Annotated in this window: 19 protein-coding genes; 8 read left to right on the top strand and 11 right to left on the bottom strand. The window is 37.8% G+C overall.

Features of this window, described 5'->3' with window-relative positions; all coding sequences use genetic code 11:
* Nucleotides 1-84 precede the first annotated feature (84 nt).
* Together DAY19_RS13600 and DAY19_RS13595 are read right to left on the bottom strand one after the other, a co-directional pair.
* Nucleotides 85-1,212 carry a hypothetical protein gene (locus tag DAY19_RS13600; protein WP_115363372.1) on the bottom strand — a complete coding sequence of 376 codons (1,128 nt, stop codon included), beginning with the start codon at nucleotides 1,210-1,212 and terminating at the stop codon, nucleotides 85-87.
* Nucleotides 1,212-1,571: a response regulator gene (locus DAY19_RS13595; protein ID WP_115363369.1), complete on the bottom strand. Its 360-nt coding sequence runs from the start codon at nucleotides 1,569-1,571 to the stop codon at nucleotides 1,212-1,214. The genes DAY19_RS13600 and DAY19_RS13595 overlap by 1 nt, the downstream gene beginning before the upstream one ends.
* Nucleotides 1,572-1,776: 205 nt before the next feature.
* On the opposite strand from DAY19_RS13595, the gene DAY19_RS13590 reads away from it, so the two are divergent.
* The 3 genes from DAY19_RS13590 to DAY19_RS13580 are packed head-to-tail and all read left to right on the top strand — an operon-like array spanning nucleotide 1,777 to nucleotide 7,198.
* The gene (locus DAY19_RS13590; protein ID WP_115363367.1) at nucleotides 1,777-5,886 is read left to right on the top strand and encodes a proline dehydrogenase family protein; all 4,110 of its coding nucleotides are present in this window, start codon (nucleotides 1,777-1,779) and stop codon (nucleotides 5,884-5,886) included.
* A complete protein-coding gene (locus DAY19_RS13585) occupies nucleotides 5,886-6,701 on the top strand; it encodes a pyrroline-5-carboxylate reductase family protein (RefSeq protein ID WP_115363365.1) in 816 nt (271 codons plus the stop codon). The genes DAY19_RS13590 and DAY19_RS13585 overlap by 1 nt, the downstream gene beginning before the upstream one ends.
* Nucleotides 6,701-7,198 (top strand): PaaI family thioesterase, encoded by a 498-nt coding sequence (locus DAY19_RS13580; protein ID WP_115363363.1) that lies wholly within the window; start codon nucleotides 6,701-6,703, stop codon nucleotides 7,196-7,198. Before DAY19_RS13585 ends, DAY19_RS13580 begins: the two co-directional genes overlap by 1 nt.
* A gap of 1 nt (nucleotide 7,199) precedes the next feature.
* On the opposite strand, the gene DAY19_RS13575 is transcribed toward DAY19_RS13580, so the two are convergent.
* The 3 genes from DAY19_RS13575 to DAY19_RS15345 all read right to left on the bottom strand — a co-directional run bounded on the left by DAY19_RS13575 (nucleotide 7,200) and on the right by DAY19_RS15345 (nucleotide 11,685).
* The gene (locus tag DAY19_RS13575; RefSeq protein ID WP_115363361.1) at nucleotides 7,200-7,967 is read right to left on the bottom strand and encodes a Nif3-like dinuclear metal center hexameric protein; all 768 of its coding nucleotides are present in this window, start codon (nucleotides 7,965-7,967) and stop codon (nucleotides 7,200-7,202) included.
* Between the two features lie 21 nt (nucleotides 7,968-7,988).
* Nucleotides 7,989-9,212 carry a tetratricopeptide repeat protein gene (locus tag DAY19_RS13570; RefSeq protein ID WP_115363359.1) on the bottom strand — a complete coding sequence of 408 codons (1,224 nt, stop codon included), beginning with the start codon at nucleotides 9,210-9,212 and terminating at the stop codon, nucleotides 7,989-7,991.
* Between the two features lie 211 nt (nucleotides 9,213-9,423).
* Nucleotides 9,424-11,685 carry a hypothetical protein gene (locus DAY19_RS15345; RefSeq protein ID WP_199506663.1) on the bottom strand — a complete coding sequence of 754 codons (2,262 nt, stop codon included), beginning with the start codon at nucleotides 11,683-11,685 and terminating at the stop codon, nucleotides 9,424-9,426.
* Between the two features lie 234 nt (nucleotides 11,686-11,919).
* On the opposite strand from DAY19_RS15345, the gene DAY19_RS13560 reads away from it, so the two are divergent.
* Nucleotides 11,920-12,375, top strand: coding sequence for an acyl-CoA thioesterase (locus tag DAY19_RS13560; protein WP_115363357.1), 456 nt, complete (start codon nucleotides 11,920-11,922; stop codon nucleotides 12,373-12,375).
* 68 nt (nucleotides 12,376-12,443) lie between these two features.
* On the top strand, nucleotides 12,444-12,722 hold the full coding sequence (locus tag DAY19_RS13555; RefSeq protein ID WP_115363355.1) for a hypothetical protein: 279 nt from the start codon (nucleotides 12,444-12,446) through the stop codon (nucleotides 12,720-12,722).
* Here the strand turns inward: DAY19_RS13555 and DAY19_RS13550 are convergent.
* Together DAY19_RS13550 and DAY19_RS13545 are read right to left on the bottom strand one after the other, a co-directional pair.
* Nucleotides 12,719-13,417, bottom strand: a complete 699-nt coding sequence (locus tag DAY19_RS13550) for a M15 family metallopeptidase (RefSeq protein WP_115363353.1) — start codon at nucleotides 13,415-13,417, stop codon at nucleotides 12,719-12,721. The genes DAY19_RS13555 and DAY19_RS13550 overlap by 4 nt on opposite strands.
* Before the next feature lie 16 nt (nucleotides 13,418-13,433).
* Nucleotides 13,434-15,383 (bottom strand): hypothetical protein, encoded by a 1,950-nt coding sequence (locus DAY19_RS13545; RefSeq protein WP_115363351.1) that lies wholly within the window; start codon nucleotides 15,381-15,383, stop codon nucleotides 13,434-13,436.
* Between the two features lie 130 nt (nucleotides 15,384-15,513).
* Here DAY19_RS13545 and DAY19_RS13540 point away from each other — a divergent pair, with 130 nt between their 5' ends.
* Complete coding sequence (locus tag DAY19_RS13540; RefSeq protein WP_115363349.1) at nucleotides 15,514-16,107, top strand: YiiX/YebB-like N1pC/P60 family cysteine hydrolase; 594 nt, start codon at nucleotides 15,514-15,516, stop codon at nucleotides 16,105-16,107.
* Between the two features lie 3 nt (nucleotides 16,108-16,110).
* On the top strand, nucleotides 16,111-16,743 hold the full coding sequence (locus tag DAY19_RS13535) for a class I SAM-dependent methyltransferase (protein ID WP_115363347.1): 633 nt from the start codon (nucleotides 16,111-16,113) through the stop codon (nucleotides 16,741-16,743).
* On the opposite strand, the gene DAY19_RS13530 is transcribed toward DAY19_RS13535, so the two are convergent.
* From DAY19_RS13530 to DAY19_RS13515, 4 genes are all read right to left on the bottom strand, one after another.
* The gene (locus tag DAY19_RS13530) at nucleotides 16,744-17,112 is read right to left on the bottom strand and encodes a hypothetical protein (RefSeq protein ID WP_115363345.1); all 369 of its coding nucleotides are present in this window, start codon (nucleotides 17,110-17,112) and stop codon (nucleotides 16,744-16,746) included.
* A 235-nt stretch (nucleotides 17,113-17,347) separates the two neighbouring features.
* Complete coding sequence (nqrM, locus tag DAY19_RS13525; protein ID WP_115363343.1) at nucleotides 17,348-17,560, bottom strand: (Na+)-NQR maturation NqrM; 213 nt, start codon at nucleotides 17,558-17,560, stop codon at nucleotides 17,348-17,350.
* 22 nt (nucleotides 17,561-17,582) lie between these two features.
* The gene (locus tag DAY19_RS13520; RefSeq protein WP_115363341.1) at nucleotides 17,583-18,611 is read right to left on the bottom strand and encodes an FAD:protein FMN transferase; all 1,029 of its coding nucleotides are present in this window, start codon (nucleotides 18,609-18,611) and stop codon (nucleotides 17,583-17,585) included.
* Nucleotides 18,611-19,003 carry a nucleoside triphosphate pyrophosphohydrolase family protein gene (locus DAY19_RS13515; RefSeq protein WP_115363339.1) on the bottom strand — a complete coding sequence of 131 codons (393 nt, stop codon included), beginning with the start codon at nucleotides 19,001-19,003 and terminating at the stop codon, nucleotides 18,611-18,613. Before DAY19_RS13515 ends, DAY19_RS13520 begins: the two co-directional genes overlap by 1 nt.
* A 176-nt stretch (nucleotides 19,004-19,179) precedes the next feature.
* On the opposite strand from DAY19_RS13515, the gene DAY19_RS13510 reads away from it, so the two are divergent.
* Nucleotides 19,180-21,906 (top strand): 2-oxoglutarate dehydrogenase E1 component, encoded by a 2,727-nt coding sequence (locus tag DAY19_RS13510; protein WP_115363338.1) that lies wholly within the window; start codon nucleotides 19,180-19,182, stop codon nucleotides 21,904-21,906.
* Nucleotides 21,907-21,918 lie beyond the last annotated feature (12 nt).

The raw sequence follows: 21,918 nt of genomic DNA, 5'->3' as shown, positions 1-21,918 counted from the left end.
ATTTATTGTTGTGCTTGATATTCCCACATTTGTGAACATCAGGCAAGGAAATGCTAGGAATTAAGAGGTTTTTACCTGGTCTAACTAGTTGATTTTCTTAGCGCCAGAGTATTTAAGTCGCACAGTGTCGCTCATCCACTTGCCGGCCACTTCTTCGGCCATGAAATCGTCACAATGTAGGGCAGGGTTTCCGCGAGCAAATTTCACTTTTCCACTGTAGAAATTGAGGCACGTTTCACCATAGAAATTTAAGTATTCTGGGAAGTTTTCTGCAAAGCGTTTGATGATGATTTTAGATTTTTCAGCGACTTTTCCATTTTTGCGCTCAAAAATCTCACCACTAAGAGGATATTGCTTTTTAAGATTATCAAATATTTTCATTCTCTTTTTATAGTTGGCTGAAAGCATCTCTATCTGGTTCCAGGCCATATTCATGATTGGCCCCGGTTTAGGTGAAGTTAAAAGATACGTCATGAGATATGTGTCTGAAGTAATATCATCAATCTTTTCAAATGCACGAAACGTTAGGTATATGATTTCACTTGTATAATCTGCTTTGTCTAAAAGAGCATGGATATCTTCTTTTGAGAAACCATTGAGGCAATCAGGATTAAAGATATCTTTGGACTTTTTTACAATTGTATCCTTGGTATCTTCTCTTCCAATTTCATCAACAAGGATTTTGACTAAAGCTTTCTGGCCTTGCTCTTCTTTACAGTAGTAAATTGAATCATTACTTTTTAAAGGAGCTTTAACTAGGTTGTCATAATTTGATTTAATCGAGTTATTAAGGTTTTTATAAATATCGAAATCAATATCTGGATATCTGGCCGAGTGTGAAATGTATCGATCGAGATCCTTAATACAGTTATTGCACTTCTTAAAATAGAGTCTTGCAAATTTAGAATAGGCCAATGTGTAAAATGCGTAGGCTTTTAAATTTTTATTTTCTATATACTTAGTTAAAAGATTGAAATTTTCACGAGTGACTTGTTCTTTCTTTATAAATTCATCAGCTTGGGCCGTGGCCATCTCTCGTGTCATCTTCTTCCACTCAAAATCTCTTTTGGATGGACGTACATCGAGGTGATGCTTCATATATTCATTATATGACTTCTCACTATAGAGGACACGTAAGTCCGCTAGTGTATAAGTCAGTGCAAGCGCTTGCAATGACAGAAGTGATAGAATGAAGCAAAAGCTTTGGCGCATTAAAGAATTTCCTCAATTAAAGATAAAAGTTGTTCTTTCTTAAACGGTTTTCTCATAAAGTGAACTTTTTGAGAGATATCGTCGCTATCTAACTCTTCGTCACCTGAGATAATTATATACTCAAGTTTTCCCGCTTTTGGGCCACTTTCAAAACGTCTTACGACTTCAGGGCCATTGATGACGGGCATATTCTTGTCTGCAATAACGATTTTAAGGTCATCGCTAATATTATGAAAATATTGCTCTACGTCGTGCTCTCCGCTTAGGGCCTTCGTCTCATGACCACCTGCGCTCAATGTCATGGCAAATAGGTCAGCAATATTCTCATCGTCATCAATAAAAACAATTTTTTCTTTCATAGTCTTATCTTCGCAAAGTTAGACTATTATCAAAAGTAATATTTAGTTATTTTTGTGCTCTGTGACACTACGTAAATATGTTTTTTTAATATCTACTTTGTTTTATTATACCCTTTGGAAGTTAAATGACAAAATAAATCGGCTATCTTGATTCTAAGAGAAAGGATCAAGTTGCCAAATTTTTATAATTTTTAAGGGAGTTAATGTGAAGCTACCTGTTATTAAACAGATCAATTTAGATGAGAATTTTAGACTCGATTTTTATGAACATTTCTCATCACTTATTCTCGATGAAGAGAATAATCTAAAAGAAGAAGTAAAAAAAGAATTAGTCTTTTGGACTTCTTTTGATAGTTCATTCAAATTTCAAATTGCTCTAGAAGGAACACAATTTCTTTTAGGTGTTGATAATAAAGATAAGGTTCTAAGACTTTGTAATGTTAAGATGGCAAATGAAATTTTTCTTCTTGATAATTTCAACGGAGAAAAGAATAAAGCCTATAAAGCATTTAAGAATCATGTAACGAAGGTTATGAAGGTTAGAATTGGGGACTTCCCTGGTGTTAGTCGTATCATTACAAAACGTTATAACTTAGATACACACGCCCAAATTGATACTGAAGAAGTTTCAAAAATGACTGAGACGATTACTAAAAAGCTTTTAGTATATATCAATGGATATTCTCCTGTCTTTTTTGAAAAAATCTCTGACTTTGCTTTAGGTCTTACGGCCAATTATGCTCTTCTAAGAATTCACTTACTTAAGTTCTTGGCAATTCTTCCTTCTCTTGATCACGATGATGAAGGAACAGAAGTTAAGAGGACTTTAAAAGAAGCGTTAAGACGTCTTATTGTCGATTCTAAGAAAGCTGAAGAACTTGGCCTAAAAGGGGATAGACAACCTCTTCCTTCTCAATTAGTTCTTCTTTTCTACTTTACTTTATTAATTGTAAAAGTCTTTCCAGCAAAACCACTTGCTGCCATTGTTCGTTTTAAAGTTCGATTTATGGCAAGAAGATTTATTGCAGGTGAGACAATTGAAACAGCCCAAAAGAATTTCTCGACGATCTTTAAGTCTGGTCGTGATGTAACCCTGGATCAGTTAGGTGAGTTAGTTGTATCAGAAGAAGAAGCTGATAATTATATGAATGAAGTTCTAAAACTAGTTAATGGTTTTAGTATGCATATCTCTCCAGGTCGTAGAAATAAGGCCGGAATTCTTCGTGCCCACGTATCGATTAAAGTTTCAGCTCTTTGTTCTGACTTTAGGCCAGAAGCTTTTAATTATACATATAGTTTAGTTGCTCCAAGACTTATCAAGATCTTAAAAGCAGGGATGGAGCAACAGGTTTTTATCAATATCGATGCCGAACACTATCACTACCGCGATATAGTTTTTGAGGTTTATAAAAAGGCGCTTCTTGATACTCCTGAGTTAAAAGATTATGCAGATACTGGTATTGTTGTTCAAGCCTACCTTCGTGACTGCTACGAGCATCTACAAGACATTATTGATCTAGCAAAACAGCGTGGACATAATATGCCAATACGTCTTGTAAAAGGTGCTTATTGGGATGCTGAAACAGTTGAGGCCGAAGCTCATGCTCACAACGCTCCTGAATTTTTAAATAAAGAAGAAACAGATATTAACTTTAGACAAATGATCGATGAGACATTTAAGGCCTTTCCACATATTAAATTATGTCTTGCCTCTCACAACTTCTCTGATCACGCTTTTGCAAGTGCTCTTAGAGAGACTAAATATAGTGATATCGATGAAATCGAACACCAGTGTCTACATATGACATATGAGGCCTTGTCTACGGCCATGGCCAAAATGGGATGGGCAGTCAGAAATTATGTACCTATCGGTTCATTAATTGTTGGTATGGCATATCTCGTTCGTCGTATTATGGAGAACTCATCTCAAGTTGGTGTTCTGACAATTATGAGAAGTCATAAGAAGAATGCAAAACTTATGGCACCAAATGATATTTATGCTAAACATCATGAGGAAGGGCTTCTAAATCTTGACTCAACAATCACAAATATCTTTGGTGATTTTTCTAATTGTCCACCACTGAAAACTTATCTCGAAAAAGAATTGAAGTACTTTAGAAGAGACTTTGAAAAGTTTGAATTAGGTAAAGATTATGAAAGTGATTTCAAACTAAGTGGTGAAGTTGAAAATGTACTTTCTCCTTCAGATGGAAAATCTGTCGTAGGTAAAATTACTTTTGCTACACTTGATGATGCGCAAAAAGCGTTAGATACAGTTGATAAATCATTCTATGATGGAGAGTGGTCGAGTTACTCTTGGCAGAAACGTGCCAGTATTATGGCCCATGCTGCTGAGATTATGTATATGCGCAGAAATTACTATTCTGCACTTATTATGCATGAGTCAGGTAAGGCCATTAGTGAGGCACTTGCAGATGTCGATGAAGCAATTGATTTTTTAAATTATTATATTCGCCGTTTACAAGAAGTTGGCCCAAGTCGAGACATCGATGCTCGAGGCCCATTTGCTATTATCGCACCTTGGAATTTTCCAATGGCCATCCCATGTGGAATGACTGCATCAGCACTTCTAACAGGCTCAAGTGTTATCTTAAAGCCTGCAGAACAAACTCCACTGATTACATGTGAGCTAGTTAATCTATTCCATGAAGTAGGTGTTCCAAAAGATGCTCTTATTCATCTTCCTGGTGTTGGTGAGACTGTTGGACAAAAGCTTGTTGAAGATGAGCGTATTGCAGGTGTTATCTTTACTGGTTCAAAACCAGTAGGGGTTCATATCGCAAAAGTTTGTAGCCAACGTTTATATCATAATCGCGAAACGCAAAAGACTTATCCAGTTAAAGTCATCACTGAGATGGGTGGAAAGAATGCTGTAATTGTAACGAATAACGCTGAACTTGATGAAACAGTTGATGGAATTCTCTACTCAGCATTTGCTCACGCTGGACAAAAATGTTCGGCGGCATCACGAGTTCTTGTTGACCGTGAAGTTAAAGATAAACTCATTGCAAGGTTAAAACAGGCTGCACTTGATATTAATGTCGGGCCAGCAACAGACTTTGCAAGTTATATTAATCCACTTGTAAGCCAAGAAGAAAAAGACCGTTTAATCGCTCAAGTGAAACAAGCATGTGAAGAAGCTCATAAGTATGGTGGTAAAGTTCACGTAAATCGTAGTGAGGAAGATCTTCCAGGTTATTGCGTTGGACCAACTGTTATTGAACTTCCAAAGTCTCGCGCCTATGATCCTGAAAGCTTTGCATGTCGAGAGTTATTTGCACCAGTCGTACACATTCTTCCTTATGATGATCATGACGATGCATTAGAGTTATTCAATAGCGTTGAATACGGACTAACAGGTGGGATTTTCTCTCAATCTCAAGATGATATTGATTATCTTTCAAAAGAGATGCTTGTGGGGAGTAATTATATCAACCGTGGTATCACTGGTGCTCGTGTTGCGATTGAGCCATTTGGTGGATTTAAAATGTCTGGTACAGGTCCAAAGGCCGGTGGTGAAGACTACTTACGAAGCCTATTTGTAAGGCCAAGTGATGAAGATATTTCTGAGTCTTTCTATGAAGAGGGTGGAAACGATTCTCCTGTCATCTCTCGCTCTTCTCGATCAGATCACTTTATTAGACGTGAAAAGATTCTAGGTGCTATTGATGAAATTCTTGGGAATTTTGGTCCTCTCTTTCCTGGAACATTTGGTGGTCAAAGACATAATATTATTGAATTAAAAAAATGGTTTGAAGTAGAATACCTTGAGCTATTAAATCATGGCCGAAATAACCGCTATATTCCTGGTCAGATTAACTACTCTGTATTTGATGCTAATAAAGACCGCGCACTCTATTTAAGTTTAAATAAAGATATTAATATGCAGACATTCTTTGCTGTTCTAATGTCTTTAGCGGCAGGAACAGGTGTGACAGTTCTTTGCTCTAACAAAGCATCTTATCAATGGTGGAACTTCCTTATTGATATTTTAAAGAAGAATCGTTTCTCTAAGAAGAATATTGATTGTTACTTTGTAAACAAAGATAAAATGCATGAGCTTCTAAAAGAGAATTTTGATGTTGTGATTTGTGATGGAGATGAGGAGAATATTAGAGAGTTCAATAAAATTCAAGGTGAGTATAATGGGCAATCTGTAATGACGACTTTTATCACTCCTCTTGAAGACTTTATCAATTGTTCTTACTTTGATCTCTTCCACCTTTTCTCATGTGAAAGAAGTTACGCTGTAAATATCATGAGGCATGGTGCACCGATGGAGTTAGATCAGTAATGGCCTATCGACATCTTATTTTAGGCGCAGGGAATATGGTCCGTGCGCTTTTACCTAACTTTATTTCAGTTGCTAAAGAAAGTGATGAGAGTGAGTTCTTTGTGTTTACTCCTTCTGGGACAAAGGCCAAGAAGTTCGCCGAGGACTTTGATGTAAACTGGATTGAAAGTTTAGAGGACTTAAGAAATCAACATATCGACTTCATTTGGTGTGGATTTAAGCCACAACAATTAATAGAAGTTGCAAAAGAGGTTGAATTCTTATCTCATCCATACCTTACAATTGTTTCTCTACTTGCGGGTGTTGATAGTGCATCACTAGCTTCTGCTCTTGGAAGTGAGGAGGTTATTAGAATAATGCCTAATACTCCTGCTCAAGTTGGTCTTGGTGTAAATGCCCTTTATAAGTCTAAAAGAGTTCATCAGGATAAATGGAAGTACTTCTGGGATGCCTTTAATACAAAAGGAATCAATACTGTCTTTGAGAAAGAAGATGATATCGATATAATCACTCCTTTTTCTGGTTCTGGTCCTGCATATTTTTTTGAAATAGCTCGTATTCTAATTTCTGATCTTGAAAGAAGAGGAATTGATAAGAAGCTTGCACACCAAATGATTGCCGGTACAATAGAAGGTGCTGGGAGAATGCTAGTACAAAATGACGATGCACAAGAACTTCGTGAAAACGTTACATCAAAAAAAGGTGTTACATTTGAAGCCTTGGAATCTTTAAAAGAATCAAATTTAGAAAAAATATTTAATATTGCAATGGAGCGTGCTTATCAAAGAACGCTTGAATTAAAGGGAAATAAGTAATGAAGAAAGTTCTAGATAAGCTTCCCGAAGGCTTAAGGAATACTGCTTTTGTGCGTCTTTTTGGTCTTACAAAAGTTCCAATGATCTTTTGGTTAAGGCCGACTGTAATAGAATTAAGCGAAGAAGTTACTGCCATCAAGATTCCATTATCGAGAAGATCAAAGAACCATCTAAATAGTATGTACTTTGGTGCTCTTGCTTGTGGAGCTGATTTAGCAGGCGGATTTGCAGCAATGAAGAAAACGATGGATAAAGGAAAGAGAGTCTCTCTTGCTTTTAAAGATTTCCATGCGGAATTTCTAAAACGTGCTGAAGGGGATACTGTCTTTACTTGTAAGCAAGGTAAGGAAATCGACGAATTCGTTGATATGGTTCTAGCAAGTGACGAAAGACATAATCTTCCGCTTAAGATCACAGCAACTTGTCCAGATGTTGATGATGAGCCAGTTGCTGAATTTACAATTACTCTCTCTCTTAAAAGAAAGTCTAAGAAATAAGCTAGGCTGGGTTGGGTGAGTCGATGAAGACGCACTCAATCCCGTACTTTTCTTCAATCAAGTCTTTAAGCGCAAGGACACCAAATCTTTCTGTCGCATTATGGCCTCCTGCAAAGAAGTGGATTCCTTCTTCTCTGGATTCATGCCAGTCGTGCTCACTCATTTCTCCCGTAAGATAGGCATCTAACCCTTCGCGAACACAGTAGCGCCAATCTGAGTTAGCTCCACCTGTGATGATTCCCATCGATGAAATCTTTTCATCATTTGGTTCACTATGAATGATATCGTGATTTAATATATTTTTTAGGAGGTCTTTTAGCTCGCTTGGAGAGAGAGGTCTTTCAAACCTTCCTTGAAGCCCTGTAGGCATTCCTTTGTGATCCCCGTATGGTGCTAAGTCCTTTAGACCAAGCCTCTTTGCTATTCCAGCAGCATTACCATCCTCAAGATGAGCATCAAGAGGTAAGTGGTAACCAAATAGGTTAATATCATTTTTAATAAGAGGTTTAACTCTTTTTGCAAAGCTTCCTGTAACGGTTCTTACTCCATGAAATTTCCAGAATAGTCCATGGTGAACAATCATTGCATTTGCTCCCATTTCAACTGCTTTTTCAATTGAGTCACGTTGTGCTGATACAGCAAATGCAATTTTTGAAATCTCAGAACTACCTTCAATTTGAAGGCCATTTGGTCCATAGTCTTGGTAATCATAAATATTTAAATGATTATTTAAAAACTTTGCTAGCTCACGTGCTGAAACTTTTGCCATAAATGATATCCATACCTTTAATTATTGTGTTGGTTGGTTATCATTATCGCCTTGGTTATCGGAGAAATCAACTTTGAACTTTTGGAAGCCACGCTTTGTTGTATTATCTTCTTCTTTTAGTACTGAAGCACGAATTTTACTAACAGTGTGGCGAAGTTCTTGATTTTCAGGAACTAATTTAAGAGCAACTTCAAACTCTTCCATTGCTTTGTCGAAGTTATTAAGTTGCATATATGCGCGACCAGCATTGATGTACGGGTATTCGCGATTTGTATATTTAGGGGCCTTCTTAGCAAGTTCATACCATTTGATTGATTCATTGATATGACCTTCATTTAAAAGTAGGGTTCCTAGATCGTTGTATGGAGCACCATATTCAGGATCGATCTCAATGGCCTTTAAGCAAAGAGACTTTGCTTCTTCATTATTTCCCATTTGAGAGTTTACCCAGGCCATCAGTGTTAAGACTTCTGCCGTCTCTTTATGGCCACGTGCCTTTTCAAATAACTCTAGGGCGCCGGCCAAATCTTTCTTAGATACTAGAACGTGAGCTTGTGAAATATTTTGCTCATATTTCTCTTCTCTTTTTGCATTCATTCCAAGTATTGGCGCAGTCTTAGCATGTGCAAGATTTAAAATTTCTAATGTTTCAAGAAAGTAGAGTGGAGGATTAAGGCTGGCCTCATCTTCAAACTCATCTTCGTCAATCTCATCAACACGTCCACCTTCAATCAAAGTAAAAGGACCTTTCTTGATAACTGCATGTGGTTTGATGACTTCTTTCTTTTCTTTGATATCAATTGCCTTAAGTAGACCCATACGAGGAGTGGCCACATCAAGGGATGACTTTTCAATAAGAACGAGGTGTAATTCTCTTGTGTACTTATAAACGAGATTAATTAATCTTGTTATTGCACCAACAACTTCTTCATCATTCTTTGGCCCAAGAGCTACAAAGCTTTCAATAAAGTTATTCATTATTCTAAGATTTTCTCTTCCTTGGCGGAAGTTATCTTGGTGAATGAGATTTAGTTCACCAAAGTGGCTTGGAATAATTAGTTCACATACTAATTTCTCATATTCAGCGCTAAATTCTTGAATAACTACTCTAGCTTTAGGCGTTAGGTGAGTGTCACTCAATTCACATACTGCGTGAAGGATTCTTTCTACGTAACTTCTTGCTTGTGTTAGTTCACTTAATAGGATCTCTTGAACACTTGTCATATCTTCCCTTGATTTTTTCATATCTCAGTCCTTGAAATATGCACTTTCGGCATCATTATGTCTACGTTGCGACGCATCGTGCTCGCTCATTTAGTTACTTTATACACATACACGTTACGTGCCAATTTTCTTCTTTTTAAGTATTTGATTTTATTAGGGTAGAATTAGAATGGGGCCAAATTATCTGGCCCCAGTGTTTAAACTTTTGATGTATTTGTTCGTACTTTAGCTTCTATTCAATTGATTTTGTTTCGTACTTTAAAAGGTTTCCTTTATTATTGGCCTTATCATAGGCAGATGAAATTCTTTGGAAGAGATTTCCTGACTTTGAACCAATGGCCGCCTTACCTTTAAAGTTAAGTGAACTTAGGTTACGGTTCTTATTTTTATCGAACATATTCTTAAATGGATTTGCATCATTCTTTGTGTTCTTTCTTCTACTTGCGATTCCACGTCCACCAACAAAACTTGGTCCACGTCCACCGATATAGCTTAGACCTTTGGTTCCACCTGAAGCTGCTGTCGCTCCGGCCTGTGGCTCACCGCCACCGCCTGCTGAGGAGCCTCCGCCGCCTCCGCCGCCACCAGGGTTACTTCCACCACCGCCGGCACCTTGTGCTAGGCCTCCACCTTCTGTAACAGTTGCACCAGAACCAAATCTTCCTTTAAGTCCTCCGCTTGGAGATGACTTTGTTACCGCTGTTGATGTATCAACATTAGCGGCAGTTGGATCTGAAGTTGTTGAAGCTGCTGAACCAGTTGATTCTGTTGTATCTGTAGGCTGGTAAGCTTGATTTGTTCCAAAGCCTCCAACGTTATAGTCGCCAAAACTTGGGACATTTACTGCTGCACCAAAGCCTGTCTGGCAATCTGGGTGAGTAGGGTTTGCTGTACAAAATTGCATATAAACATCTTCATTTTGATAAAAGTCTTCTGGTAGTTCAAGAGTGTTCATCCCTTCGATTTTTCCAATCGCTCCATCAATCATTCTCTTTTGTTTTCCAAGTTGAGAAACGGCCATGGTCTCTGCCGCTACTTCAACACCCGCTTCTGCTGCGATCTTATTCCCAGCTCTCTTTGCATTTCCATTTCTAAAGTAATTAAATCTCGATCCATCCAGTAGATTTCGACAAAGTACTTTTCCCTCGCCAATACCTGTCGTTAATTGACTTACATGTGTATCAAATTTTGAAATTGCACCATCTACTGGATTTTCACAAAATGCTGGATTATCTAAGAAGTCATCAACTGTTGGGATGGCCGCTGAGAAACCAGCGATGGCCGCTAGTCTTGCTGCTTGAATGGCACGTCTGTTTTCTGCCATATCTTGTTGAGTGGCAAGATTATCTTTTTGTGTTTTAAGCGCTTCCGTTGTCACATTTGAATTAGGGTCCATATTCATAAGCTTTTGCTGCTGCTCACTACGAAGTGATTGGGCCTCATATTGTTGGAATGTATTATTTGCAGCTGTTCCAATTTCCGCACTATTATGAGCTACGATAAGAGCTGAACACTCGTCATAATCAAGTGTTTCTAGTCCTGTTAGGTTACAAGTGATCTTGCCATCCATTGATGTTAATTTTTCAGGATTAATATATGGATCTTCTTGTTCTCGTCCTTCTTTAAAATTTTCACCAAAGACTGCTGCTAGTTGAGAACAAGCTGCAACTTTCTTTGCTGCTTTTGAAACTGTCACAGAAGGAATTTCCTGACCTCTTTTAGAGTCGCCATGAAGACGTACTGTAAAAATTGCTACGGCCTTATTATAGTCTAGATCTGCACTTCCATTAGAGTAGATATCCTTTGAAATATCTTTCCAATCAGTTCCATTTGCAGCCTTTGCAAAGACTGCCTGACACTCTCTTGCAGCACTTGAACCACGATAAGCGACATCATCGCTTGAGATATTTGAAATAACTAAATCATCCCAAGCGCTATTTGCGCATTCTTTAAACTTATCAGGGGTTAATGTCTCCCCATTAGCTGTCGAGTAGCATGTATTCCAAACGGTCTTATTATCATCGCTCGCATCTGGAGCTTCTTCCATTGTTGGTCTTGCTGCTCTTGCTGCACTTTGTCCTGCAGCTTCGGCTGTTCCTGCTATATCAAACGCTGTATTACATGAAGCCAATGATCCTGTACAAGTTGTCGTTTCTGTTCTTGTGACCGTCACATTATCATCGTCACCTTGTGGTCCATCTACTACGCCTTCAATAGGTGCTTTGGATGATAGACCTTGTTGCTCAATTTCATCAGGAGTTAAGCGAACTAATACTGTTTCACCAGTACCAGCGAGTGTTGTTCGTGCGAGATTTCCACCGCGTTGCTTGCAACTAGCTTGATTGAATTGTATGGGAGGATCTATTTCAACTTTTTGACCACTATTATTATAACAGTCTATACTGCCTAGATTTGCATATACGGTATTATTCAATAACCAAAGTATTGGCAGTAGATAGAATGATACTTTTGCAGTGTCGAATAGTTTTTTCATGTTCATAGTTATCTCGAAAGTTAAGTTATCCTTACTTAAATTATAAGTTCTAATCGGTTAATTATTGTTAAAAGTTGAGTATTTAAGCATGTTTTGGCCTCTTGAGGGGTGTTGCATTACTTAAGTACTTAAAAACCTGTTCATTTATAGTTGAGCAAGAGGTAAAATAGCCTTTGGCCACTTGCCAAGTTAAATGGCCAATTTTAAGATTTCAGTAAGTTAGAGGTGCTAAATATGAGTGAACAATTTGATGTAAATATTGAAAATTACGATGTGGAAGAATCTGTCTTTGATTTTATTGTGCAAGAGACTCATTTAGATTTTTTAGGGCATATGAATAATGCCACATATTTAGAAATTTATGAGCAGGCACGATGGGAGATGATCACTAAGAATAATTGGGGTGTTGGCCGTATCATGAAAGAAAAACGAGGCCCTGTTATTATTGAGATCAATATCAAATACAAGGCCGAGCTAACATTAAGACAGCCAATAAAGATTCATACGAAGATTATAGAAATAAAGAATCCAAAGGTCTTAACGATTCAGCAAGAAATGCGTGATCATGATGGCAAAGTCTATAATACGATTACTATGGATGTAGGGCTTTTTGATCTTAAGGCAAGAAAGCTTATCGCTGCTAATAGTGAATGGTTAGATGCAATTGGCTTAAAAAAGAAAAGTTTGTAAGTTTTACTCAAAACTCATGCTAGAAGCTCAATTGTGATAAATAGTTTAAAACTATTTAGGGAGCCAGTATGAAGATTTTAGCAGTATTATCAGTTCTATTTATTTCACTTAGTGCACAAGCTTTTTCTGTTCAAGGTGAGCTTAAAGAAGTTAAGGTTGGAATGCTTGGAACAGCGATTCCTATTAAAGTTATCAAGACTCAGGATGAAACTCTTGTTGTAGACTTTAAACAAGGAAATTACCTTGAAGAATGTTCTAACGGAGAATATGAATTAACTCAGGTTACTTCAAATGATGTTGAAGGTTATAATAGCTTCTACGTTGAAGAATTAAATTGCCTTGATTAGGCCAAAAGTTTTTTAAAGAAATGATCATATATATGCTGTGAGTTTGCTTTCACTTCATCTAAGAAAGTAAGCTCACGCATCTTTTCATGCTCTAATAATTCACAGAAAATTTCGTATGTATATTGCTTGTGATATTTTGCGGAAATCTTAGCGTAACTAATATGCCATGCTTCAGGAGCAACTCCTCCAAGATCCTCAAGATATGGCCTATAGTAAGAATAGCTTTTTTGCTCTTCAATTTGCTTATTTAGCCATTGGCCAAATTCATAAAAAGGTCCATCTTTTTCAAATTCAGAAGGTATGAGTTGGATATGATAACCTTGTGGCCAGCTATTTCCATCAACGACATCTAGCTCTGTTCCCCAATGATGACGTGAAGTTCCTGGTAGGGCAGACCAGTTAATAATGCTTTTTACAATTTCATGGGAAGATAATTTCTCAACGTCTAGCTCAACACCTTCACGATTATAGATCGGTCTTTTACCTTCACACTTTTCGTTCCAGATCCTTAATTGATCTTCAAAAGAGCGAAATGAGCTTGTTACATAAAAATCAATTCCATTTTCATGGGCGTATTTCTTAAATTCTTGAAAGTCATTATATGAGTCTTTGTGAAAGTAGCGCTTAATTGATTCATCAAAGATAAGATGATCTTTGGTCATACCAAATAGAACTTCCTTGTTAACATTACTCATAGTTTTCCTAATCTATCTATTCTTCAAATAATTTCTTTAGTCCTGACTGAACATAGCGATGTGAGATAACTTTAAAAATTGAGACGGACTTATCTTTAATAATATCGTTATCACCGTAATCATAGCGCTTCTTTGAATCGCCATCACCAGCTCCTTGTCCATAACTTAAAACTTCAGAGCTTGAGTCATTACTAAACTTCCACTTACTACCAGTGCTTTTCTTATTTGATCGACGCGTATTTTGTTTTCTCACAACAAGAGACTTCTTTGCTGGAGAGTTTTTCTCTACACTAGTTAGCGCATTTTGAAATGATGAATCTGTTGGCCTAAGACGAGCAAATTGTTCACCTGCTCCGGCACCATTAAAGATAGCAACATTATTATTTCCACTTTTTGCAAGGTCTCTAGCTATTTTATCTGCGACTTTATCAAGACTAACACCTGTTGATTTTGCAAAAGGTCCTTCGATTTTCTTCTTTAATGCCTGTATCGTCTTTCCTGCCATAGCAGCTGTTTTATCTGAAGTGCTAGCATTGTATGTTCCACCGTTTCCTTGAAGGGCTTCATTTGCGACTCTTACACCTTCTGAAGCATCAAGTCCTCCAAGTGCTCCACTTAGGGAACCAGGTGATACAGAAACTGTCATACAAGCGTTTTCACCCTTATTATTTTTTAACTTACGACACTGACATTCGCGGTCAAATTTCCCGTCTTTAAAAATACAGCCTTCTGGATTGCTACTTTTTGCAGCTCGACTTGAATCACTTGTTGCCACAAACTTACCAAAGTAACGATTCCAGTATGCTTGACATGTATTAGACTTTTCTCGATTAGGATTTCTATTTCCATCAGAAGTATAACAGTAACAAGGAGGGTTACTTAAATCATCTCTTCCATCTGGACAGAATGAAGCAATGGACTTCGTGTACTTCTCTTTTAAGATCTTTACTTGTTCAACATTTGATTCTGCATCTTGTTTATTCTTCTTTGCCTGTGAAGAGACGAGGAGGGCTGATGGAACAGTCACTGCAGAGCTTACAAGAACTCCACATGGGTTATTAAAAACACCTTTCCATCCCGCTAGGGAATCTAGTTTAGTAAAGGAATCCTTAAATGAGCCACACGCTGCAAAGCCTGTGCTCCACATCTCCATGACAGCTACACCCGCTGCTGCTGTATACCCTAAGGCCAGTGTCTTAAATTGCTTTGCTTGCTTGGCCGAAACTTCAGCAACATATTGCTGCTCTTTTTCTAACATATCGTATGCGGCCATTTGTGCATTCTTCATGGTTTCAGCATTACTAGAGATCTCTTCATATTCAGCTTTCATCTCATCTGTTTTCTTCTTTACATCTTCTTGATTCATTTTCGTTTGATAGAAGCTATAAAGTGAGACACCACTTAGAACGAGACATGACTTACATGTATCATTATTTTCTTCAGTTTGTTCTTGAGTTTCACTTTTATCGGGTGGATTTTGCTGTTCACCTTCTGCAACTTGCTCTGGTTGTTTTGGTTCTTCTACTGGCTTCTTTGTTGAGTCAGCATCTGTTGGTTTGTTATCTTCACTAAACCAATCAGAGTTTGCGATTGCGACAGTCGCAGATGTTACGGCCGTAACAATACCCCAAGCTTCAGAAAAGCCAGTGAGGAAGTTTCCATCTCCAGTGTCTTCTGCTTCACCGCCTGTTACTCTAGCAGAGCCGTCCTCTGCTAATTCTTCAACGGCCTTGGCCTGGCGCTCATCTGCTGCATTCTTCATACACTCTTGTCTTTGGGCCTTGCCTTCGATCTTTTCACATTTCGTGAACTCATCTCGGTTCTTGATTGAGCCTTCTGTGTACATACAGCGATTTAATGTTCGATTGAATGTTTGTCCAGTAGGGCACGACTTTGAGGAAGCAAAGATATCAAAGTGCCCAAGTGCGAAACTTAAAAATATGAACGTTAGAATTATGCCTTTCATTTTTACTTGTCCCTTTTTTTTAGGGTATAAATCTAGTTACTTAAGTAGTATAACAGCAAAGCTTGGTCTTATGATAGTAGGGAAATGAGGAGTACCTACTTTAAGTATCTGAAAAGATAGAGGTTTTGATATGAAGACAGCTGGATTAATACTGATAATGTCGATTTTTGCTAGCCTTAAAACATTGGCACTACCAATGGATGAGCTAAAAACAGGAGATATTCTACTTTTAGATATGGACTGCTTCAGCTGTGAGTTAATTGAGAAACAAACCAATGGGCCATTTTCTCATTCTGGTATTATTTTAAAATATGGAACGAAAGTATATGTGGCCCAATCTCTTGGGATTGTTCATCATCTACCGCTTGCAAAATTTCTTCGCTATACAAATAAGCCAGTTCAAGTTGTAAGACCTAAGTTTATAAACTTCACAAAGAGAAGAGCTCTTTTAGAAAGTTATCAAAATGATTTCTTAAATATGCCATTTGACCATGAATACACTTGGGATGATGATAAGCTTTATTGCTCTGAATTTATCTATAAGCTTTTAAAGAGTGTTTATGCAATTGAGAACTTTGCGCCAAAACCGATGCGCTATGATGTAAATGAAGATGGTTGGCGCCGCTACTTTGGTGGAAATGAGCCTCCACATGGTCAACCTGGACTATCACCAAATGATTTTTATCGCTCAAGTGACTTTGTAGAGATGGGGCCGCTATACTAAGGTGTGGATAAGTTTAATAAGGCCCATTTAGATAGTGACCATTTTCAATTAGCACCTAGCTTGCAAGAGCTTGTGGCAAAGGCCCTTGATTTAAGTTCAATTGATATTCATCGAACTTTAGAAGTAGGCTGTGGTCAAGGTTTACAACTGTCTTCTTTTGAATTCTTTGAAACTTTGGGCATCGACCGATCGCAAGAGGCGATTAAGAAGGCATCTCAAAACTTTCCACAAGGCTCCTTTAAATGTTTATCAAGTCTTTCACTTAATGAATTAGAAGGTGAGTTTGATCTCATTTTAGACTCTCATCATATTCATTATCTTTCATCTAAGGATGATATTTCTCATTACTTAGAAAACGTATTTCAAAAGTTAAGTGTAGGCGGGCTCTTTTGTATGGAGGCCATGGTTTCACATAAGAAGATGTTACTTGAGAATATGGAAGTGACTGTATTAGATTTTATGGAATATGAAAGACTATTTATTAATAAAGGATTTAGAATTCTTTATTTAATGATGCCTACAGGACGTAAAATAATTGCAGATAAAAAAAGAAAGGCCGCTCTTTCGAGCGACCCGGATGTCTTACTGGTCATTGCTACTAAGGAAGACGTAGCAAATTGTATTGAAAATAATTGATTACTCCTCGTCATGTGGTGTTCTTGCGATTTCTAACTTCTTTCCTCTCTTTGGTGCATCTCCACCAAATCTTTCAACATATAGAAATTTGATATCTTGTGCTGTTAAAGTATCACCATTCTTAAGTCTGATCTCGCGACCATCTTTAAGATCTGCTAAGTTTCCAAAAGTCTTGCGGATATTTGAGATTGAGCTGATATCGAGAAATTCTCCTCTGTAAGTCTCAACTGCCATTCCACGATCAAGTTTTTGTACTTGCTCAGGCGTGATTCTCTTCATTGTTCTTGCGTGAACTCTTTCTTGGATTGTTATTGATAACATAACTAATCCTAAAGTGATGTAAAGTGCTCTCCTCATTGTACTTTTCATATTGGCCTCTTTTCCCTAATGGTTCGCTCTTCCTGAAGCCGTCAGCTTTAAACTTCCTGTTTAATAGCTTTGTTGCCAATATAAAAGCATGAACTGTGCCAAGTTTGAACACGTACATTCAACTACTTACGCTGGTGCAAAAGTGCTTAAAGGGTTCCTTTTGGCCCTATAGGATAGTAAAAAGGCCCCAATTTGGAGCCTTTTTGTTATTTGAAATCTATTTGAGGAATTTTGATTATGCCTTTAGGCAATCTTGCGCTTCTTCAGGGTGTTCTTTGCATTCTTCTTTTTTTTCACAAAACATGCAATCTTCACCAATGATTTTTCCAAGTCCACCACAAGAGCCTTGAAGCTTACGATTTGAAAGGATGACACCTACTGCCATTCCCGTAATCGAGATAGCAAGGACAGCAAAAGTAACGAAAAATAGCTTAATATTTGAATCCATAATGTCTCCGTATCAGAGTGTTTTACTTGGTTATCTTATCAAATTCCTCTGTCGATGTCTCTAAATACTTTCCTGAACCATCGTCAGAACGATAGATGAAGAACGCTTTCAATTTATTTTTTTTAGCATAGGCAATGGCCTTCTCTTTACCCATTGCCATTAAGGCCGTGGCCCATGCATCTGCATCCATACATGTATCTGAAACAACGCTCACTGATGCAAGTTGTGATGCAACAGGTGCTCCGGATTTGAAGTTGATCGTATGTTGATAGCGTTTGCCACCTTCTTTAAAAAAGTTTCGGTAATCACCAGAAGTCGCTAGAGCAACGTCTTTCATTGTTACGACACGAACGACGGGATTGCCGTCTTTATTAGAAGGGGACTCGACTCCAATTTTCCACGGTCTTGTAAGGGATTCTCCCATTGTTCGTACTTCGCCTCCCACTTCTACTAGGGCATTTCGTATTCCTTGAGACTTCAATAGCTCAATTAATGCATCAACCCCGTAACCTTTGGCTGAAGCAGATAAGTCTAAGTAGACTCCATCAACAGACTTCGTAAGAGTATTGCCATCTAGTTTGATTTTCTCATAACCAACTTTCTCTTTTGCAGCTAGTACATCAGACTGTGATGGAATCTTTCTCTTCCCATTTGGACCAAAACCCCAAAGGTTTACAAGAGTTCCTATTGTTGGATCAAAAGTACCATCTGTCTTTTTCGCTACATCAAGTGCATGCTCAAGAGTTCTCTTAAAGTCTTTGCCTGGGAAGAATTTCTCATCTTTACTCATTTTGTTAAATAATGAGATCTCTGAGTCGCTTATATATGTACTCATGGCCTTGTTGACTTCATCGAGACGAATTTCAACATCTTTTTTTAGCTTTAATTCATTGTATCCCTGTGGTGCAATAAATTTTATGTTGTATATTGTCCCCATCGTTGGGCCAGAAAGGCGATAGAATTGTAGTTTATCGCTCTGACAAGATGAGAAAGTAGTTAAGGCGATTAAAAAGATCGCCAAATTAAATATAAAGATTCTGTTAAGTTTCATTAGTTAAAAGCCTGACCCTCAAGAATTTTTCTTTCGCTTTCAAGATCGCGCTTGTCGGCCTTTTCTTCACTGAACTTTTCACCATAACGCGCCTTAAGTTTTGTGATATTGCGCTCCATTACGTCTTCAAACTTAATTCCTAGCTCATCACCAACAATTGCCATATACCAGAAAAGATCACCTAGCTCTTCCGCAAGATTAACACGGTCAAGTTCCTTACCGTAGAATATATGCTTCTTTAGAGCATCAAGGAATTCACCTGCTTCTGTTGAAATACCAATTCCAGCGTGAAGAAGTCTTTTAACTCCATCGTCTAAAAGACGTGTATTCATCGCATCAAAGTCTCTTGATTCCGTTCTGATTGCATCACTCATATATTTTCTTGAGTCCATAAATTCTCCTGTTATTTTTTGTGTGGTGAAGCCGACTTTATCACTTTAATTTTTATCTAGTCAAAGCTTGCCTGTGCAAAAAGAAAACTTCACGAACTGTTAAGATATAATGTATATTAAGACGCCTAAATTATTAATTTGTAGTAACTGCAAAGCAGTAAAATGGATTTTATCAAATGGAAAAATTCGACTTTTCAACCCTCTCTAGTTCAGACATTTCTTACATCGACTCTCTCTATGAACAATACGAAGCAAACCCTCAAGAAGTTGAGGAGAGCTGGCGTAACTTTTTCCTAGGTTTTGAGTTTGGTGCAGGTAAGGGATCTGCTAGCGGCGGAGATGTCAGCGATGAAAAGCTTCGCAAAGAATTCAACGTATTTAGACTAATTCAATCATTTCGTTCACGTGGACACTTACTATCGGATACAAACCCGATTCGTCCAAGAATTGATCGTCGTGCCCATATTTCTTTAAAAGACTACGATTTATCTGACTCTGATTTAAAAGAAGTATTTACTTGTGGTGAGTTTGTTGGCCTAGGAGCAACGACTCTTCAAAATATTATGGACCACATGATGAAGCTTTACTGCGGAAAGATCGGTGTTGAGTATATGCACTCAGATGACACTGAAATGAGACGTTGGTTTAGAGAAGAATTTGAAAGCACATATTTAAAGAAAGAATTTACAGTTGATAAGAAGAAACGAATTCTTCACAAACTGAACGAAGCTAATGTTTTTGAAAACTTTCTTCAAACAAAATACACAGGTCAAAAGAGATTCTCACTAGAAGGTGGAGAGTCGACAATTCCTGGACTTGATGCCGTTATTAATGAAGGTGCAAGACTAGGAGCTAAAGAATATATTATTGGAATGGCCCACCGCGGACGTCTAAACGTTCTTGCCAACACTCTTGGTAAAACATATGAGTATATCTTCTCTGAATTTGAAGGAAACTCTGTTGAACAAGCTGAAGGTGAAGGTGATGGTGACGTTAAATACCACATGGGATTTACTTCTGTAACAAAAACAGAAGACGATAAAGAAGTTTATTTAAAACTTCTACCAAATCCATCTCACCTTGAAACAGTATCTCCTGTGGCAACTGGTTATGCTCGTGCACAAATTGATATTGCTTATGAAGGTGATGAAAGTAAGATTATCCCAATTGTCATTCACGGTGATGCGGCCGTAGCTGGTCAAGGGATTGTTTACGAAACATTACAAATGTCGGAGCTTCCTGGTTACCGAACAGGTGGGTCGATCCACTTTGTAATTAATAATCAAATTGGTTTCACGACTGACTTTACAGATGCACGTTCATCTCATTACTCAACATCTGTAGCAAAGATGTTGAATATTCCAGTTATTCACGTTAATGGTGACTGCCCTGAAGACGTTGTTTACGCTTGTCAGCTTGCTGTTAAATTCAGACAGAAGTTTAAGCGTGATGTTTTCGTTGATATGGTTTGTTACCGTAAGCACGGTCATAACGAAGGTGATGAGCCGAAATATACTCAACCTGAACTTTACGGGATGATTTCAAAGCATAAGAATCCTCGTGAAATGTATATTGAAGAATTAGCAGCTAGTGGATCAGTTGATCGTGCAGTTGCAAAAGAGATGCAAAAAGAATTTAAAGACCTTCTTTCTGATCGTTTTAATAATGTTAAACAAAACGAAATTCCAAAGAAAGTACCAGGTCCACATAGAGAGTGGGGAGATCTTCGTTTTTCTAAATTAGAAGACTTTTTAAGCTCACCTGAGACTGCTGTTGAAAAGAGCGTTCTAGATAATATTATTTCATCAATAACTTCAACTCCTGAAGGCTTTAAGACTTTAAGAAAAGCTCAAAAGCTTCTTGATCAAAGAAAGGCAAGTTATGAGAATGATGAAATTGATTGGGCACTAGCAGAGCTATTTGCTTACGGTTCAATTCTGACAGAAGGAAATGATGTACGCTTTTCTGGTGAAGACGTTATTCGTGGGACATTCTCACACCGTCACGCAAAAGTTTTTGATGAGAAAACAAATGAAGCATACTGTGGCCTAGAACACCTAACAACTGGTCAAGGTGACTTCTATATCTATAATTCACTTCTATCTGAATATGCTGTACTTGCTTTTGAATATGGTTATTCTCAAGCAACGCCACATGCTCTAAATATCTGGGAAGCACAATTTGGTGATTTCACTAATGGTGCTCAAATTGTTATCGACCAATTCATCTCAGCTGCAGAAAGTAAGTGGAGAAGAATGAGTAACTTAGTTATGCTTCTACCACACGGTTATGAAGGAGCAGGACCTGAGCACTCTTCTTGTCGACCAGAGAGATTCTTACAACAATGTGCTGAAGAAAATATGGTTATTTGTAATATTACAACTCCAGCAAATATGTTCCATGCTCTAAGACGTCAGCTTAAGTGGGAATTTAGAAAACCACTGGTTGTTTTCACTCCAAAATCTCTTTTAAGACACCCGCTTTGTCAGTCTAAAGTAGAAGACTTCACAAGTGGCAAGTTTGAAGAAGTCGTTGATGATTCTTGGGTGAAAGCTAAAGATGTTAAGAAGGTTCTTCTTTGCTCAGGTAAAGTTTATTACGATCTACTTAAGCATCAGCAAGAAAATGACCGTAAAGATGTGGCCATTGTTCGTCTGGAGCAATTATACCCGCTACCAACAACTAAAATTAAGGAAATCCTTGATAAGTATCCTGATGCAACTCACCGTTGGGTCCAAGAAGAACCATCGAATATGGGAGCTTGGATGCATTTAAATCGTTGGCGTGATACTTTTAGAGATATTGATTGTGTATCAAGAAAAGCTTCGGCTTCTCCAGCAACAGGATATGCTTCGGTACACGTTAAAGAACAAGAGACTATAGTAGAAAAAGCTTTTAGCTAAAAAATAAATAAG

Source organism: Halobacteriovorax vibrionivorans (genome assembly GCF_003346865.1).
Classification (GTDB): domain Bacteria; phylum Bdellovibrionota; class Bacteriovoracia; order Bacteriovoracales; family Bacteriovoracaceae; genus Halobacteriovorax_A; species Halobacteriovorax_A vibrionivorans.
The sequence above is the reverse complement of the archived record's forward strand: the minus strand, read 5'-3'. Positions and strand labels throughout refer to the sequence as shown.

Excerpts from the sequence above, each read along its gene's own strand:
- DAY19_RS13555 (WP_115363355.1), top strand. The coding sequence starts at position 12,444 with ATGAAGATTTTAGCAGTATTATCAGTTCTATTTATTTCACTTAGTGCA.
- DAY19_RS13540 (WP_115363349.1), top strand. The coding sequence starts at position 15,514 with ATGAAGACAGCTGGATTAATACTGATAATGTCGATTTTTGCTAGCCTT.
- DAY19_RS13580 (WP_115363363.1), top strand. The coding sequence starts at position 6,701 with ATGAAGAAAGTTCTAGATAAGCTTCCCGAAGGCTTAAGGAATACTGCT.
- nqrM (WP_115363343.1), bottom strand. The coding sequence starts at position 17,560 with ATGGATTCAAATATTAAGCTATTTTTCGTTACTTTTGCTGTCCTTGCT.
- DAY19_RS13530 (WP_115363345.1), bottom strand. The coding sequence starts at position 17,112 with ATGAAAAGTACAATGAGGAGAGCACTTTACATCACTTTAGGATTAGTT.
- DAY19_RS13575 (WP_115363361.1), bottom strand. The coding sequence starts at position 7,967 with ATGGCAAAAGTTTCAGCACGTGAGCTAGCAAAGTTTTTAAATAATCAT.
- DAY19_RS13545 (WP_115363351.1), bottom strand. The coding sequence starts at position 15,383 with ATGAAAGGCATAATTCTAACGTTCATATTTTTAAGTTTCGCACTTGGG.
- DAY19_RS13585 (WP_115363365.1), top strand. The coding sequence starts at position 5,886 with ATGGCCTATCGACATCTTATTTTAGGCGCAGGGAATATGGTCCGTGCG.
- DAY19_RS13520 (WP_115363341.1), bottom strand. The coding sequence starts at position 18,611 with ATGAAACTTAACAGAATCTTTATATTTAATTTGGCGATCTTTTTAATC.
- DAY19_RS13570 (WP_115363359.1), bottom strand. The coding sequence starts at position 9,212 with ATGAAAAAATCAAGGGAAGATATGACAAGTGTTCAAGAGATCCTATTA.
- DAY19_RS13560 (WP_115363357.1), top strand. The coding sequence starts at position 11,920 with ATGAGTGAACAATTTGATGTAAATATTGAAAATTACGATGTGGAAGAA.
- DAY19_RS15345 (WP_199506663.1), bottom strand. The coding sequence starts at position 11,685 with ATGAAAAAACTATTCGACACTGCAAAAGTATCATTCTATCTACTGCCA.
- DAY19_RS13510 (WP_115363338.1), top strand. The coding sequence starts at position 19,180 with ATGGAAAAATTCGACTTTTCAACCCTCTCTAGTTCAGACATTTCTTAC.
- DAY19_RS13515 (WP_115363339.1), bottom strand. The coding sequence starts at position 19,003 with ATGGACTCAAGAAAATATATGAGTGATGCAATCAGAACGGAATCAAGA.
- DAY19_RS13595 (WP_115363369.1), bottom strand. The coding sequence starts at position 1,571 with ATGAAAGAAAAAATTGTTTTTATTGATGACGATGAGAATATTGCTGAC.
- DAY19_RS13600 (WP_115363372.1), bottom strand. The coding sequence starts at position 1,212 with ATGCGCCAAAGCTTTTGCTTCATTCTATCACTTCTGTCATTGCAAGCG.
- DAY19_RS13550 (WP_115363353.1), bottom strand. The coding sequence starts at position 13,417 with ATGAGTAATGTTAACAAGGAAGTTCTATTTGGTATGACCAAAGATCAT.